This window comes from Rhodovibrio sodomensis, from assembly GCF_016583645.1.
GTDB lineage: Bacteria > Pseudomonadota > Alphaproteobacteria > Kiloniellales > Rhodovibrionaceae > Rhodovibrio > Rhodovibrio sodomensis.
In genome coordinates this window covers 39,936-52,807 of record NZ_NRRL01000025.1, presented here as the reverse complement: position 1 = coordinate 52,807, position 12,872 = coordinate 39,936, and the positions used below count along the sequence as shown (strand labels likewise).

Genomic DNA, 12,872 nt, shown 5'->3' with positions numbered 1-12,872 from the left:
GTAACTGGGGCATCTTCCCGGGCGCTGCGTAAGGCGAGACTCATCACGGGTTGTCTTCAGGACTCTACTCTGGTTGCATCGGGGTATGGCCGACGTCCCGCCAGATCTGGACAACGCCTCGCACGAGGACCTCAAGGAGTTGGTGCAGACGCTCCTTGAGCGGGTGAACGCGCTGGAGCGTGAGAACGCCGCGTTGCGCGACGAGAACGCCCGGCTCAAGGGCAAGCCGCCGCGGCCCGATGTGAAGCCGAGCGGTATGGCGGAGAAGGCGCAGAGCCGCGGCGCCGGGAAGCCGAAGGCCAAGAGCAAGAAGCCCGGGCGTGGCAGCAAACGCAGCCGCCTGACCATCGACGAGGACCGCCATCTGCAGCCGGCCGGTCTGCCCACTGGGTCACGGTTCAAGGGCTATCAGGATCACGTCGTCCAGGAGCTGGTGATCCAGGCGCGCACCGTTCGGTATCGCCGCGAGCGCTGGCTGACCCCCGATGGGCGTACGCTCACGGCGGACCTGCCGGGTCACGTCCAGGGCCACTACGGCGGCGATCTGCGGCGCCTGATCGTGGCGCTGTACCACCGCGGGCAGATGACCATCCCGCGGCTCACCACGCAGCTGCGCGATCTGGGCATCGACATCGACCGCCGGCAGGTGCGCCGTTTGCTCGACGACACCGATGCCAAGAACTTCCTCACCGAATCCCAGGACGTGCTGCACGCCGGGTTGGCGACGGCCTCCTGGATCAGCGTCGACGACACCGGCGCCCGGCATCTGGCGCGCAACGGCTACTGCACCCAGATCGGCGACGACCGGTTCACCGCTTTCCTCACGCGCTTTTCCAAAAGCAGGCAGAACTTCCTGGAACTGCTGCGCGCCGGCCACACGGACTACGTCATTAACGCCGAGGCGCTCGCCTACATGCGCGGGCGCAACCTGCCGGAGGGGGTGATCGCCCGGCTCGCCCAGGGACCGAGATACTTCCCGGATGCGGCCAGCTGGCAGGCGCACCTGAGCGCGCTTGGCCTGGACCAAGCGCGCGTGCAGCCCGATCCGGTGCGCATCACCACCGAAGGCGCGCTCTGGGGCGCGGTGATCGAGCACGGCCTGCTGCTGGACGCGGTGATCCTCTCGGATGACGCGGGACAGTTCCGGGTGGGCAACCACGCACTCTGCTGGGTCCATACCGAGCGTCTGGTCAACGGCCTGGATACCTTCAACGCTGCCCAGCGCAAGGCCGTCGACTGGGTCCGCCGGCTGATCTGGTGGTTCTACGCCGACCTGAAGCTCTACGCCGAGGCGCCCACTGCCCGGCGGAAGGCGCAGCTCAAGAAGCGGTTCGACCGGCTGTTCAACCGGCGTACCGGGCTCGCCCCGCTGGACCGGCTGCTGCGCCGGCTGCACGCGCGGAAGAACGAACTGCTTACCGTCCTGGAGCGGCCGGAGATCCCGTTGCACACCAACGGTTCGGAGCGCGATATCCGCTGCCAGGTCACCCGCCGGAAGCTCTCCGGCGGCACCGTCAGCGACCGCGGACGCGACTGCCGGGACGGTTTCCTCGGTCTGATGACCACCTGCGACAAGCTGGGCGTCTCGTTCTGGGATTACCTCGGCGATCGGCTCGCGATCCCGGACGCCCCGGACGTCCCGCCGCTGCCCGACCTCATCCGAGCCCGGGCGCCGACCTGAGCCGAAATCTCCCTACCGCACCGACAACTACCGATTGGAGGGCGTCGGACCGCGCCCTGCCGCGCGCCCGGGCTTTTGCCCAAGGTACCATGATGGGATGGAAGGGCCTGAAAAGCCTAACTCTTCATCCTGAGTAGGGGCACCCCAGGCGCCCCGTGTCGAAGGACCCTTCACGGGCGCGCCTGCCCGTTTACGCCAGCGGCGGCAACCCGCCGTCTACCCCCGCCGCAGCCACTGCGTGGCGGCGTCGAACGTCTCCAGCGAGCGCTTGAGGACCGCCCGGCGCCAGTCCTCGTCGTCGGGCACGAACACCCGGTGCAGCTCCGTCTTGATCTTGCGCCCGGTCTCGCCCTCCAGCGACCCCTCGGGCGCGTGCAGATGCAGCCAGTTGTCGGCGCGCAGGGCGCGGCGGACCTCCGGCGTCGGCACCGTGCCGAACTCAAGCGCGGTCGCGACCAGATCGACGCTCGGCAGGCGCGTCTCGATCGCTTCGAGGACCGTGCCCGGCAGTTCCGTCGCGACCGAGTTGCCCAGGGCCGGGCAGGCGAAGTCGTCGCCGAACGACGCCTGGGCGTTCCGGTAGGCCGCGCCGTTCGGGTCGTGCAGCACGATCCGCTCGCCGTGGCCGTAGGGGCCGAGGCCGGTGTGCAGGTCGATCACCGCGACCCGGCGCGCGTGCCCGAGCGCGCCGTCGACCGCCGTCTCCAGCGTTCGCCTGGACCAGACCGGCGCGGTGCCGCCGTAGAAGATGCCGTCGGGGTGCTGGTACTGCCCGCCTGAGATCGCCTTCTGCAGGGCGTGGGTCCCGTGCTGTTCGGCGAACCGCTCGATCTCCGCGTCGCAGCGCTGGATCGTCTCCTCGTCCCAGGTCCGCGGGCAAAGGTAGGGGAACAGCGCCTCGAACCCCGGGTTCTGCGGGTGCGGCCGGTCGTGGTCGACGAAATTGCGGTTGAGGTCGACGTTCCCCTCGGTCACCCGCCGGGTCCAGGCGTAGCCGTAGGGGTTGAGCGCGTGGACCTGCAGCAGCGCCACGTCGTCCGGCAGGCCGCCGGAGGTCAGCCAGGCGAGCTGGGCGGCCGTGCCCGGATAACCTTCGGTGCCGTGAGTGCCGGAGATCGTCACCAGCACCCGGTCGGCCTCAGCCGGCCCGTGCCAGGCGAGGTCGGTGAACACCGGGTTGCCGTCGGGCGCGGTCGCCGGGTTCATCAACTCTTCCAGAACGCCGTCGTGGGCGCGGCTTGCGCGCAGGAAGCGGCTGCGCGCATCGCGGTAGTCGCGCGGAAACACCTGGTCGGGCGTGGGCTCGCGCTCGCTCATGTCGGCCGGTTCGCTACCCTGACTGGTTGCAGGCAGGCGATAAGGTGTGATCGCCGCGGCGGGCGCGATCGGGAAATCGGGGCTGGCCAGCGCCCGCCAGCGCGCCATAATCGATGACTATGCGACGTCTCTCAACAGTTGCCTTGATCTTGTCACTTCTAAGCGCCGGACCGGTCCAGGCGGATCAGGACGACCCGCGCCTGGACGGCCTGTTCGACCGCCTCGAGGCCGCCGACAGCCGCCGCCAGGCGCAGGCGATCGCCGCGCGGATCTGGTCGATCTGGTTCCAGCACCCGAGCGGCTACGTCGAGGCGCTGCTGCGCCAGGGCCGGGAGGCGCTGCAGGACGACGACCTGACCGGTGCCCTGATCGCCTTCGACGACGCGGTGCGCAAGGCGCCCGACTTCGCCGAGGCGTGGAACGCGCGGGCCACGGTGAACTACCAGATCGGCAACTACCAGCGGGCGCTCGCCGACATCCGGCGCACCCTGACCCTGGAGCCGCGCCACTTCGGCGCGCTTTCGGGGCGCGGGCTGTGCTACCTCGCGCTCGACCAGCCGCAAATGGCGCTCGAGGCATTCGAGGCGTCGCTGCAGATCCACCCCCACCAGCCGGGCGTGAAGTTCCGGGTGCGCGCGCTCAAGTCCGAACTCGACGCCCGCGACCTCTAGGCCGCGCACGCCTGCCCGGTTAGGTTTTCGTCCGAGAGGCCATGGCATCCCGGCGGGTCCCCTCTCCTCCCCCAAGGGAGGAAAGGGGACAGGGGGAGGTGATCGCCCGCGGCGTTCGACGCGCCGACGGCTGTTAAGGCGGCGCCGGCGGGTTTCACGACCGTGCAGAGCGACCTCACCCTGTCCCGCTCTTTCCAGTGAGGGAGAGGGCACCCGCCGCCGCGCTCTGCCAAGCTGTCAACGTCGGTAACGAGGGAGCCAGCCGCCGTCATGTTCATCGCCATGAACCGGTTTCAGGTCAAGCGCGGCCACGAGGCGGAGTTCGAGGAAATCTGGCGGCAGCGCGAGTCCAAGCTGGCGGGCACGCCCGGGTTTCTGGAATTCCGCATGCTGCGCGGCCCGCAGACGGACGACTACACGCTGTATGCCTCGCACACCATGTGGACTGACCGGGAGAGCTTCGAGGCCTGGACCCGCTCGGAAGCCTTCCGCAAGGCGCACGCCAACGCCGGCGACCACAAGCACATCTACCTCGACCGCCCGCGGTTCGAGGGCTTCGACACGGTCGACGACATCACCTAGAGCAAAATCGATCAAGATCGAGCCGACCTTGATCGTGAATTTTGCCCTAACTGCTTGAAGAGAGAGCAAGATGCTGAAAGGCGGCTTCACGTTTCAGCATCTTGCTCTAGCTGTACGCGCCGGACTGCTGGCCGGGGCGCGGCCGCCCACGGCCGGCGCACGCGCGACCCCGGCAAGGCTCACGTGTGGGCGGCCGGTCGCGATTCCCGGGCGCCTGGGATCGGGCGGATATTAGGCGTTGGACGGCCGTCGCCCGTGTGGCAGGTTAGCCGGCATAAACACACTTCAAATATGTTGGGGGTTGGGTCATGAAAACCCGTGCCGCGGTCGCGTACGAGGCAGGTAAGCCGCTGGAGGTCACCGAGGTCGATCTGGAGGGCCCGAAGGACAGCGAGGTCCTGGTCGAGATCAAGGCGACCGGCCTGTGCCACACCGACGCCTATACCCTGTCGGGCTCCGACCCGGAAGGCCAGTTCCCGTCGATCCTGGGCCACGAGGGCGCGGGCGTCGTGGTCGACGTCGGTCCGGAGGTGCGGCACCTCAAGAAGGGCGACCACGTGATCCCGCTGTACACGCCCGAGTGCCGGGAGTGTGAGTACTGCCTCAACCCCAAGACCAACCTGTGCCAGTCGATCCGCGGCACGCAGGGCCAGGGGGTGATGCCGGACGGCACCTCGCGCTTCTCGATCGGCGGGAAGAAGCTGCACCACTTCATGGGCTGCTCGACCTTCTCCAACTACACCGTGCTGCCGGAGATCGCGCTGGCGCCGATCCGCCAGGACGCGCCGTTCGACAAGGTCTGCTACATCGGCTGCGGCGTCACCACCGGGATCGGCGCGGTGGTCAACACCGCGCAGGTCGAGCCGGGGTCGAATATCGTGGTGTTCGGCCTGGGCGGGATCGGCCTGAATGTGATCCAGGGCGCGCGCATGGTCGGCGCCAACAAGATCATCGGCGTCGACCTGAACGACGAAAAGAAGGCCTGGGGCGAGCGCTTCGGGATGACCCACTTCGTCAACCCGAAGGAAGTCGGCGGCGACCTGGTGCAGCATCTGATCGAGCTGACCGGCGGCGGTGCGGACTACAGCTTCGAATGCGTGGGCAGCGTCAAGTTGATGCGCCAGGCGCTGGAGTGCGCGCACAAGGGCTGGGGCGAGTGCATCATCGTCGGCGTCGCCGCCGCGGGCGAGGAGATCGCCACCCGGCCGGTCCAGTTGGTCACCGGGCGGACCTGGAAGGGCACCGCCTTCGGGGGCGCGCGCGGGCGCACCGACGTCCCGAAGATCGTCGACTGGTACATGCAGGGCAAGATCGAGATCGACCCGATGATCACCCACACGTTGTCGCTCGACGAGATCAACCACGGCTTCGAGCTGATGCACGAGGGCAAGTCGATCCGCTCGGTCGTGGTCTACTGATCGCCGCGCGCCCCGCACTTCCAGCCAACCCCGTGAAGGGAACAGACGCATGACCGCCATCGAGACGGTGAGCGAGCAGCTGTGTTTCGGCGGCGTGCAGGGATTCTACCGGCACCGCTCCGAGGCGTGCGCCTGCGACATGAGCTTTGCGGTCTACACCCCGCCGCAGGCGGGCGACGGTACGCGGCTGCCGGTGGTGACCTACCTGGCGGGCCTGACCTGCACGCCGGAAACCTTCACCATCAAGGCCGGCGCCCAGCGCGTCGCGGCGGCGCTGGGCCTCGTCCTGGTGATGCCGGACACCAGTCCGCGCGTCGACCTGCCGGGGGCGGACCACGCCTACGACTTCGGCAGCGCGGCCAGCTTTTACCTGGACGCCACGCAGGCCCCCTGGGCGCAGCACTACCGGATGGAGAGCTACCTGACCTCCGAGCTGCCGGAGATCATCGCCGCGCATTTCCCGATCGACCCGCGGCGCCGCGGGATCATGGGCCATTCGATGGGCGGCCACGGCGCGCTCACCCTGCACCTCAAGCACCCGCAGCTGTATCGGAGCTGCAGCGCCTTTGCCCCGGTGGTGGCGCCGACGCAGGTGCCTTGGGGCGACAAGGCGTTCCGGGGCTACTTGGGCGACGACCGCGCGGCCTGGGCCCGCCACGACGCCTGCGAACTTGTGAAGTCGGGTGCGAGCGAGGCCGAGATCCTGATCGACCAGGGCGAGGCGGATCAGTTCCTGACCCGCGAACTGCAGCCGGAGCGCTTCGAACAGGCCGCCGAGCAGGCCGGCCAGCCCTACCGCCTGCGCCGTCAGCCGGGCTACGACCACAGCTACTACTTCATCCAGACGTTCGTCGAAGACCACCTGCGCCACCACGCCCAGGCGCTGGGGCTGTAGGCGCGCCGTGCACGGCAACGTCCGCACGTGTGTACCGCGTCTCCCGGTGTTGTTTGCGGCCCAGTCGTTTCGCTGCTAACGTCGACCCTCATCATGGATTGGGAGGTAAACAGTCATGAAGAAGACGTGGACGGCCCCGAAAGTCGTTGAGATCGCCGTGGGCATGGAGATCAACGCTTACGCTTGCGCCCAGAGCAGCCGCTAAGGCGTCGAGCGCTGAAGGTCCAACCCACCTTCACCTCCAAGCTTGTCTCCAAGCTTGCCCTGACGTCCGGGCGATCGGGCGGAGATCACCCGGGCGGTCGCTAAGCCGCCGGCGCGATCTTGCCCGGTGGGCGCGGAACGCGGGCGGTCGAAACCGGCCGCCCGCGGCCTCCGCCCGCGCCAGGTTGATGCGCGGCGGGCCCGCGACATCCGTTTTGGACTGGCGTGCGCGTGTGACGCGCGTGAGGTAGAGAGCCGGGCCGGTCGGGGAGCGTTACTCGGTCAGGTGCGCTTGGGCCGGGCCGTGATGCGGTGCCTGGCTGCTGCGTGGCCGCCACCGACGGCCGACGGGCGCAGGCGGTCGCCTTGTGTAAAACGCCGCCCCGCGCACGTCCGCGCGGCCCCGGACGGCGAGCAGTTATCACACCAGCGGGAGATCCGGCGTCATGACCGAACCGACCCCGCCGCCGACCCCGCCGCCCGGGCCGCCGCTGGGCCTGCTGGCCGAGCTGACCCACCGCTGCCCGTTGATGTGTCCCTACTGCTCGAACCCGCTGGAGCTGTCGGGCGCGCGAGCGGAGCTTGCGACCGACGAGTGGCTGCGGGTGATCGACGACGCCGCGGCGATGGGGGTGCTGCAGATCCACCTGTCGGGTGGCGAGCCGGTGGTACGCCGCGACCTGGAGCAGCTGATCGCGCGCTGCCGGGCGAACGAGATCTACACCAACCTGATCACCGCCGGGGTGCTGCTGGACGAGGCCCGGCTGGCCGCGCTCGCCGAGGCCGGGCTGGAGCACGTGCAGCTGTCGATCCAGGGCAGCCGGGCGGAGACGGCGGACAGGATCGGCGGCTACGCCGGCGGGCACCAGAAAAAGTTGGAGGTCGCCGGGCTGATTCGGGAAGCCGGCCTGCCGCTCACCGTCAACGCGGTCGTGCACCGGCAGAACCTGGACCATCTGGACGAGATCATCGAGCTCGCGGTCGAGCTGGGCGCGCGCCGGCTGGAGGTCGCGCACACGCAGTATTACGGCTGGGCCTACGCCAACCGCGCGGCGCTGATGCCGACGCCCGAGCAGGTCACGCGCGCCAACGAGGTGGTCGCCGCGGCCGAAGAGCGGCTCAAGGGCGTGCTCGCGATCGACTACGTCGTGCCCGACTACTACGCCAAGCGGCCGAAGGCCTGCATGGGCGGCTGGGGCCGGCAGTTCCTGAACGTCACGCCGACCGGCAAGGTGCTGCCGTGCCACGCGGCGGAGAGCATCACCGACATGACCTTCGAGACGGTGCGCGCGCGCCGCCTGCCGGAGATCTGGGCGGACGGGCCGGCGTTCCAGCGCTTCCGCGGCACCGCCTGGATGCCCGAGCCGTGCCGCTCCTGCGACCGGCGGGAGATCGACTTCGGCGGCTGCCGCTGCCAGGCGTTCGCGCTGACCGGCGACGCGGCGGCGACCGACCCGGCCTGCGGCCTGTCCCCGCACCACGACCGGATGGTCGCGCTCGCGGAGGGCGAGTCCACCGCCGGCGCCGACCGCTTCCGCTATCGGACGCTGCGCCAGAAGGACGTCGTCGGCAGCGCCAGTGGCGGGTAGGGCAAGATACCGCTGACAGGTGCAACCACCTTTCAGCGGTATCTTGCTCTCTCTCCAAGCAGTTAGAGCGAAATTCAGCCAGCAGGCCGGTTCGGCCTTCCGGGATTTCCACTTACCCCAAGAGGGGTGGACGGCGGTCCCAGGCAGCCGATCCGGCATTCTTGCGCGTCGGAATGTCAGCCGGAACGGCCCCAGTGAATTCCAGCACCGTTTCGGGGTAAACTGCGCTTATAATCAATCTTGCCCCACAATTCTTTTATGATATCTTGGTCATACAGGCAGGTTTTTGCTGCACTGCAATAAGAACGCTACATGAAAATTTGTGCGATGCCACGAATGACTGGCGATTAGGCCGATGACAACGGTTTGGTGACCTTGTTGCCGGCGGCATCGGTTGTGTGAGTGCCGGACCCGTTTTGCGCCAGACGCGCGCCGGACAAGAATAATAAGGGCCGGTCCAACAGAGGAGGTAGAGGCTCATGAAGATGCGACGGCTATTGACGGCCGCGGGATGCGTCGCCGTGCTCGGCGTCGGGATCCCCGCCCAGGCCAACGAGGAAGTCGAGAAGCTGCAAAGCAAGTCCGGCAATTGGGCCATGCAGCTCGGCAACTATAAGGGCCACCGCTACAGCGAGCTCGACGAGATCGATAAATCCAACGTCGGTAAGCTGCAGGTCGCCTGGCAGTTCTCGACCGGCGTGCTGCGCGGCCACGAGGGCGGCCCGATCGTGATCGGCGACGCCATGTACATCCACACCCCGTTCCCGAACAAGGTCTACAAGCTGGACCTCGACAACCAGGGCGAGGTGATCTGGGCGTATGAGCCGCGCCAGCCCCGGGACGTGATCCCGGTAATGTGCTGCGACACCGTCAACCGCGGCATCGCCTACGCCGACGGCAAGATCTTCCTGGCCCAGGCGGACAACACCCTGGTCGCGCTGGATTCCAAGACCGGCGAGCCGGTCTGGAGCGTGGAAAACGGCGACCACACCGAGGGTGAGAGCCTGACCGCGGCCCCGGTCGTCGCCAAGGACAAGGTGCTGGTCGGGATCTCCGGCGGCGAGTTCGGCGTGCGCGGCCACCTGACGGCCTACAACATCGACGACGGGTCGATGGCCTGGCGCGCCTGGTCAACCGGGCCGGACGCGGACGTCAAGATCGACCCCGAAGAGACCACGATGATGGGGGAGCCGATCGGCGAGCAGGACCTCGGCGTGAAGACCTGGCCGGGCGACGAATGGAAGCGCGGCGGCGGCACCACCTGGGGCTGGTTCACCTACGACACCGAGACCGAGACGGTCTATTACGGGACCGGTAACCCGGGTGTCTGGAACCCCGAGCAGCGCGCTGTCGACGGCACCCGCAAGGGCAGCGACAACAAGTGGTCGATGAGCATCTTCGCCCGCGATATCGACACCGGCGAGGCGAAGTGGGTGTATCAGAAGACGCCGTTCGACGAGTGGGACTACGACGGCGTCAACGAGAACATCCTGATCGAGCGTGAGATCGACGGCGAGCAGCGCAAGCTGCTGGTCACCTTCGACCGCAACGGCTTCGCCTACGTGCTGGACCGGGTCACCGGCGAGCTGCTGTCGGCCGAGAAGTACGATCCCACGGTCAACTGGGCGAGCCACGTCGACATGGAGACCGGGCGGCCGCAGGTCAACGAGGAGAAGTCGACCTTCGCCCAGGGCACCAACACGATCACCAAGAACATCTGCCCGGCGGCGCTCGGGACCAAGGACCAGCAACCGGCGACCTACTCGCCGGAGACCGGCCTGTTCTACGTGCCCACCAACCATATCTGCATGGACTACGAGCCCTACCAGGTGCAGTACGTCGCGGGGCAGCCGTACGTCGGCGCGACCGTGTCGATGTTCCCAGCCCCGAATTCCCACGGCGGCATGGGCAACTTCATCGCCTGGGACCCGATCAAGGCCGAGATCAAGTGGTCGATTCCGGAGCGCTTCGCGGTCTGGAGCGGCGCGCTCGCGACGGCCGGTAACGTCGTCTTCTACGGCACGCTCGAGGGCTACGTGAAGGCGGCCGACATGCAGACCGGCGAGATCCTGTGGAAGTTCAAGACCCCGTCCGGGATCATCGGCAACATCAACACCTACGTGCACGACGGCGCGCAGCACATCGCCGTTCTCTCGGGTGTCGGTGGCTGGCCGGGGATCGGCATGGCCGCCGGTCTGACCGATCCGCAGGCCGGTCTGGGCGCCGTGGGCGCGCACTCGAAGCTGTCGCAGTACACCCAGCTCGGTGGTGTGCTGACGGTGTTCAAGCTGCCCGAGGAACTCGCCAGCCGGTAATCCGGCGCCGGCCAGTCCAACCACGGGAACGGTCAGGGTGGCCCGGTCGCGGGCCCCCTGACCCCTCGCGTGCGGCCGGCGGTGCGCCTGTGCCGCGTGCGTTCCCGGAGACCGCAATCAATCGGGTTCTATTGGTGAAACGATGCCCCTCAAGCTGCCTAAATACGTTGTTCTAAGCGCGCTGCTGTGCGCGACCGCCTCGGTTGCAAGCGCGGACGGCAAGACCGCCGATCTCCCGGCGCTGGACCCGCAGACCAATCCCTACAACATCCGCGACGGCAAGGTGGACTTCGAGACCTACAACGGCTACCGCCGCTACGGCGGCGCGTGCGCGCGCTGCCATGGCCCGAGCGGGACCGGATCCAGCTTTGCCCCCGCCCTGATGGATAGCGTGGAGCAACTGGATTACGCGGAATTCGTCAACGTCGTGGTCAACGGCAAGAACATCGAAAGCGGCAGCCGCAACCGCGTGATGCCGGCGTTCGGGACCAATCCCAACGTCATCCAGCACATCAACGACATCTGGGGCTATCTGCAAGCCCGGGCCGACGGCGCGATCGGTCCCGGACGGCCCGAACGCATCCGTTAGACCATGTCGTTCATCCCTGAACCGCAAACGCTGGCGCCAAGGCGGCCTGGCGGGCGGGCGGCGGGCCGGGCCGCAGTTCGGGCCGCAGTTCGGGTCCCCAGCGCGGCCCACGTCGTGGTTGCCGGCCTGCGCGTCCTGGCGACCGGCGTCCTGGCCATCGTCGTCTTGGGGACCGGGCAGGCCCGCGCCCAGTCCGTCGAGCGCGACGAGCGCGATACGCTGCGCGTCTGCGCGGACGCCAACTTGCTGCCCTACTCCAACCGCCAGGGGCAAGGCTACGAGAACCGCCTGGCACGGATGCTGGGCGATCACCTGGGGATCCCGGTCGCGTACCAGTGGTGGCCGCAGACCATGGGCTTCGTGCGCAACACGCTGAACAAGCGGACCTGCGACGTGGTCCTGAGCATCAACGCCGAGAACGAGATGGTGCTCAACACCAACCCGTACTACCGCTCGGTCTACACCCTGGTGTACCGCAGCGATCTCGGCATCGAAATCGACAGCCTGGACCATCCGATCGCCGGCGATCTGCGCTACGGCGTGGTCGAGAAGACGCCCGCCGTATCGCTGTTGCGCGCCCACGGCTACACCAAGCTGAGGCCGTATCAGCTCACCACCGACACGCGGAGCCGGAAGCCGGCGCAACAGGCTGTCATCGATGTCGCCAAGGGAGTGGTGGACGCGGCCATCGTCTGGGGGCCGATCGCAGGCTACGAGGCGGCCCAGCTGGACACGCCGCTGACCGTCGTGCCGCTGGTCAACGAAACCGTGGGCACGCAACTGAGCTTCGCCATCACCATGGGCGTACGCCGCGGCCAACTCGCCTGGAAGCACCAGCTGAACGACTTCATCCGCGCCAACCGCGGAACCATCCGGCAGCTGCTGGCGGGCTACCACATTCCGCTGGTCGATGACGACGGCAGGCTGATCGAGGTGTCGCAATGATCGTCAGCGGGCAGCGTCTGGGCCGCAGCCTGATCGCCGGGCTGTTCCTCGCCGCGAGCCTGGGGAGCGCAGCTGCGCCCGCCGGGGCAACCGCACAGGCCGCAAGCGAGGTGCCGCTGCCCGACGGCTACCGGATGTCGGACTACAGCGCCCCGGTGCCCGAGCGTCTGCCCGGCGCGACCACGATCGACGCGGCGCGCGCCGCGGCGTTGCTGGCAGGCGGAGACGCGGTCTTCATCGACGTCATCCCGACCCCGCCCCGGCCGGAAGACCGGACGCAGTGGAACCCGCCGACCAAGTCCAGCCTGCCCACGGCGCACTGGCTGCCCAATGTCGGCCGCGGCGACATTCCAGCCGGGACCGACGCCTATTACCGGGAGCAGCTGCGCCGGCTGACCGGCGGCGACAAGACCCGAGCGCTGGTGATCTTCTGCAAGCCGAACTGCTGGATGTCCTGGAACGCAGCGAAGCGAGCCCTGCATTATGAATATTCCGAGGTCTATTGGTTTCCGGGCGGCACAGCGGCCTGGCGCGAGGCGGGGCACGAACTCGAGCGCGTGGCGCCCGTGGGCGAGATTCCGCGCTAGCGCGGCGGCGCTGGCGGCGGCCGGCGCGATCGCCGCCGGGCTTGGCGGTCCGCCCGCCCATGCTGCCCAGGATGCGCCC

At 68.2% G+C, this 12,872-nt stretch carries 12 protein-coding genes; 11 read left to right on the top strand and 1 reads right to left on the bottom strand.

The annotated features are described in order from the left end of the window. Positions 1–85: 85 nt before the first annotated feature. Complete coding sequence (locus tag CKO28_RS11195) at positions 86–1,681, top strand: IS66 family transposase (RefSeq protein WP_200340863.1); 1,596 nt, start codon at positions 86–88, stop codon at positions 1,679–1,681. Between the two features lie 216 nt (positions 1,682–1,897). Here CKO28_RS11195 and CKO28_RS11190 read toward each other — a convergent pair whose 3' ends face one another. Continuing rightward, positions 1,898–2,998: a M14 family metallopeptidase gene (locus tag CKO28_RS11190; RefSeq protein ID WP_200340862.1), complete on the bottom strand. Its 1,101-nt coding sequence runs from the start codon at positions 2,996–2,998 to the stop codon at positions 1,898–1,900. A 149-nt stretch (positions 2,999–3,147) separates the two neighbouring features. On the opposite strand from CKO28_RS11190, the gene CKO28_RS11185 reads away from it, so the two are divergent. The 10 genes from CKO28_RS11185 to CKO28_RS11140 all read left to right on the top strand — a co-directional run bounded on the left by CKO28_RS11185 (position 3,148) and on the right by CKO28_RS11140 (position 12,793). Then, positions 3,148–3,669 (top strand): tetratricopeptide repeat protein, encoded by a 522-nt coding sequence (locus tag CKO28_RS11185; RefSeq protein ID WP_200340861.1) that lies wholly within the window; start codon positions 3,148–3,150, stop codon positions 3,667–3,669. Positions 3,670–3,939: 270 nt separating this feature from the next. After that, entirely contained in the window at positions 3,940–4,251 is a 312-nt protein-coding gene (gene hmuQ, locus CKO28_RS11180; protein ID WP_200340860.1) for a heme-degrading protein HmuQ, read from the top strand. Positions 4,252–4,559: 308 nt separating this feature from the next. Then, positions 4,560–5,669: an S-(hydroxymethyl)glutathione dehydrogenase/class III alcohol dehydrogenase gene (locus CKO28_RS11175; protein ID WP_200340859.1), complete on the top strand. Its 1,110-nt coding sequence runs from the start codon at positions 4,560–4,562 to the stop codon at positions 5,667–5,669. Positions 5,670–5,718: 49 nt separating this feature from the next. Continuing rightward, positions 5,719–6,564 (top strand): S-formylglutathione hydrolase, encoded by an 846-nt coding sequence (gene fghA / locus CKO28_RS11170; protein ID WP_207168801.1) that lies wholly within the window; start codon positions 5,719–5,721, stop codon positions 6,562–6,564. 115 nt (positions 6,565–6,679) lie between these two features. After that, a complete protein-coding gene (gene pqqA, locus CKO28_RS11165; RefSeq protein ID WP_200340858.1) occupies positions 6,680–6,769 on the top strand; it encodes a pyrroloquinoline quinone precursor peptide PqqA in 90 nt (29 codons plus the stop codon). A 445-nt stretch (positions 6,770–7,214) separates the two neighbouring features. Beyond that, positions 7,215–8,357 (top strand): pyrroloquinoline quinone biosynthesis protein PqqE, encoded by a 1,143-nt coding sequence (pqqE, locus tag CKO28_RS11160; RefSeq protein ID WP_200340857.1) that lies wholly within the window; start codon positions 7,215–7,217, stop codon positions 8,355–8,357. Between the two features lie 479 nt (positions 8,358–8,836). Further along, positions 8,837–10,672 carry a methanol/ethanol family PQQ-dependent dehydrogenase gene (locus CKO28_RS11155; RefSeq protein WP_200340856.1) on the top strand — a complete coding sequence of 612 codons (1,836 nt, stop codon included), beginning with the start codon at positions 8,837–8,839 and terminating at the stop codon, positions 10,670–10,672. 142 nt (positions 10,673–10,814) lie between these two features. Then, positions 10,815–11,261 (top strand): c-type cytochrome, encoded by a 447-nt coding sequence (locus CKO28_RS11150; RefSeq protein WP_242480495.1) that lies wholly within the window; start codon positions 10,815–10,817, stop codon positions 11,259–11,261. A 114-nt stretch (positions 11,262–11,375) separates the two neighbouring features. Further along, positions 11,376–12,206, top strand: coding sequence for a quinoprotein dehydrogenase-associated putative ABC transporter substrate-binding protein (locus tag CKO28_RS11145; RefSeq protein ID WP_200340855.1), 831 nt, complete (start codon positions 11,376–11,378; stop codon positions 12,204–12,206). Beyond that, the gene (locus CKO28_RS11140; RefSeq protein WP_200340854.1) at positions 12,203–12,793 is read left to right on the top strand and encodes a rhodanese-like domain-containing protein; all 591 of its coding nucleotides are present in this window, start codon (positions 12,203–12,205) and stop codon (positions 12,791–12,793) included. The genes CKO28_RS11145 and CKO28_RS11140 overlap by 4 nt, the downstream gene beginning before the upstream one ends. The last annotated feature ends 79 nt before the right edge of the window (positions 12,794–12,872 follow it).